Genomic DNA, 2441 nt, shown 5'->3' with positions numbered 1-2441 from the left:
GCCGGCGCCGGTGGGGCGAGTGGGACCGGTGCCGCCGGCACGGCGGGTGTCGCCGGCGCCGCCCCGATCAGCGGCAACGGCGGCGACGGCGGCGACGGGCACAACGCCGCCTACGACAGCACCGCCGCGGCGGGCGCCGCCGGCGGTAACGGTGGCGACGGCGGTAACGGCGGCAGCCACGGCGACGGTGGCAACGGCGGTATCGGCGGGGCCGGGCGCGCCGGGCAGACCGGCGCTTCGGGCGCCGGCGACGGCACCGACGGTGCCGGTAACTCCGGCTCCAACGGCACCGCCGGCGGTGGCGGCGGCAACGGCGGCGCCGGCGGTCTGGGCGGTTCAGCAGCGGGCAACGGTGGCGCGGGCGGTGCCGGCGGTGCCGGCGGGCGTGGCGGCGACGGCGGCTCCGGCAGCCTCGGTGCGGCCGGTGTCCAGGGCGTCACCGGCTCCGGCGGCAAACTCGCGGCCGGCGGTGACGGCGGCAACGGTGGCAATGGCGCCGGTGGCGGCGCCGGCGGCAACGGCGGTGCCGGCGGCGGCGTGGCCAGCGGTGGTACCGGGACGGCCGGTGCGAACGGCAGCGGTGGCGCCGGCGGGACCGGTGGCGCGGCGGGCACCCCCGGCAACGGTGGTCTCGGCGCCCACGGTCAGATCATCAAATCCGGCACCCCGGGCAACTACACCTACAGCGGCAACGCCAACGGCGGCGACGGCGGCAACGGCGGCAACATCGGCTCCGCCGGGGCCGGTGGCGCGGGCGGCACGGCCGGCACCGGCGGCGCGGCTGGCACCGGGACCGGCGGCGTGCAGGGTGCGGCCGGCGCGACGGCCACCGGTGCAGTCGGCAACGGCGGCAACGGCGGCGGCGGTTCCTACAATCCCTACCTCACGTTCCACAGCGGCACCGGCGGCAACGGCGGCAACGGCGGCGCCGCCGGCAACCACGGTGACGGCGGCGACGGCGGCCAGGGCGGCCAGGGCGGCGCCGGCACCACGGGCAGCATCGGCTCCAGCGGCAGTCCGGTCACCTCCAACAGCACGACCGGCAGCACCCCCGGCACCCAGGGCGGCATCGGCGGCAACGGCACCGTCGCCGGCGCGGGCGGCAACGGCGGCAACGGCGGTGCCGGCGGCTCGCTGTTCGGCACCGGCGGTGACGGCGGCGTCGGCGGCAGCGGTGGCCACGGCGGCAACGGCGGCACCGGCGGCTACGGCGGCAACAGCCTGACCAGCCAGACCGGCGGCTACGGCGGCACCGGCGGGACCGGTGGCAACGGCGCCGCTGCCGGCGTCGGCGGCCAGGGCGGCAACGGCGGCGCCGGTCTCGTCGGCGGCACCGGCGGTGACGGCGGCAAGGGCGGCACCGGCGGCTACGGCGGCACCGGTGGTCTCGGCGGCAGCGGCCGCACCGCCACCTGGATGGGCGGTAACGGCGGCACCGGTGGCAACGGCGGTGACGGCGGCGGTGGCGGCCTGGGCGGCAACGGCGGCACCAGCACCGGCGGCGGCGCCAACGGTGCCGCCGGCAACGGCGGCGCCGGGGGCAACGGCGGCAACGTCGGCGCCGGTGGCGCCAGCTTCGGCGGGCACAGCGCCGGCGGCGTCGACGGTTACCAGGGTCAGTCCACCGGAAACGCCGGTCTGCACGGCGGGACCGGTGGCAACGGCGGCATCGGTGGCACCGGGGGCAGCCTCGGCAACGGCGGCAACGGCGGTAACGGCGGGTTCGGGGCCGGCACCGGCGGCAACGGCGGCGCCGGCGGCGCGGTCGGCAACGGCGGCAACGGCGGCGACGGCGGGGGCGGCAGTCAGGGCGCGTTCGGCAACGCACCCGGTGGTGGCGCCCACCAGACCGCCGCGTCCGGGACGCAGCCCGGCTCCGTCGGCAGCAAGACCAGCGTCGGCTACCACCTGTACACCGGCAAGACCGGATCGGCGGGCGCGGCGGGTAACAACGCCGCCAACCCGGGGTACAAGCAGTCGGGCGGCACCGGCGGCCAGGGCGGTTCGGCCTACGTCGGCGCCCCACTGTTCAACAGTTCGCATTCGGTCGGCGGCACCGGCGGTGTCGGCGGTGCCGGCGCTGCCGGGGCGGCGGGCGGCGTCGGCGGTCAGGGCGGATTCGCCTACGTCGGCGGCAGCAGCAGCACCGCCCTCGGCGGCACCGGCGGGACCGGCGGCACCGGCGGCGAGGGCGTGGCCGGTGGCACCGGTGAGACCGGCGGCACCGGCGGAAACGGCGGCGCCGGCGGTTCGATCTCCGGCAACGGCGGCAACGGCGGGCACGGCGGCGACGGTGGCACCGGTGGCACCGGCGGCACCGGCGGGTCGGGCGGCAACGGCGGCACCGGCGGCGAGGCACTGGAGTACGCGCCGGTCGGTTCGACCATCGCGACCGGCGGCACCGGCGGCACGGGCGGTGTCGGCGCCACCGGCGGTGGCGG

Annotated in this window: 1 pseudogene; it reads left to right on the top strand. The window is 79.5% G+C overall.

The annotated features are described in order from the left end of the window. Window positions 1–2441: pseudogene (locus KIH27_RS22015) on the top strand (PE family protein); the annotation flags it as partial.

Source organism: Mycolicibacter acidiphilus, from assembly GCF_018455725.1.
GTDB lineage: Bacteria > Actinomycetota > Actinomycetes > Mycobacteriales > Mycobacteriaceae > Mycobacterium > Mycobacterium acidiphilum.
Note: the sequence above shows the minus strand (reverse complement) of the source record. Positions and strands in the feature narration are given on the sequence as shown.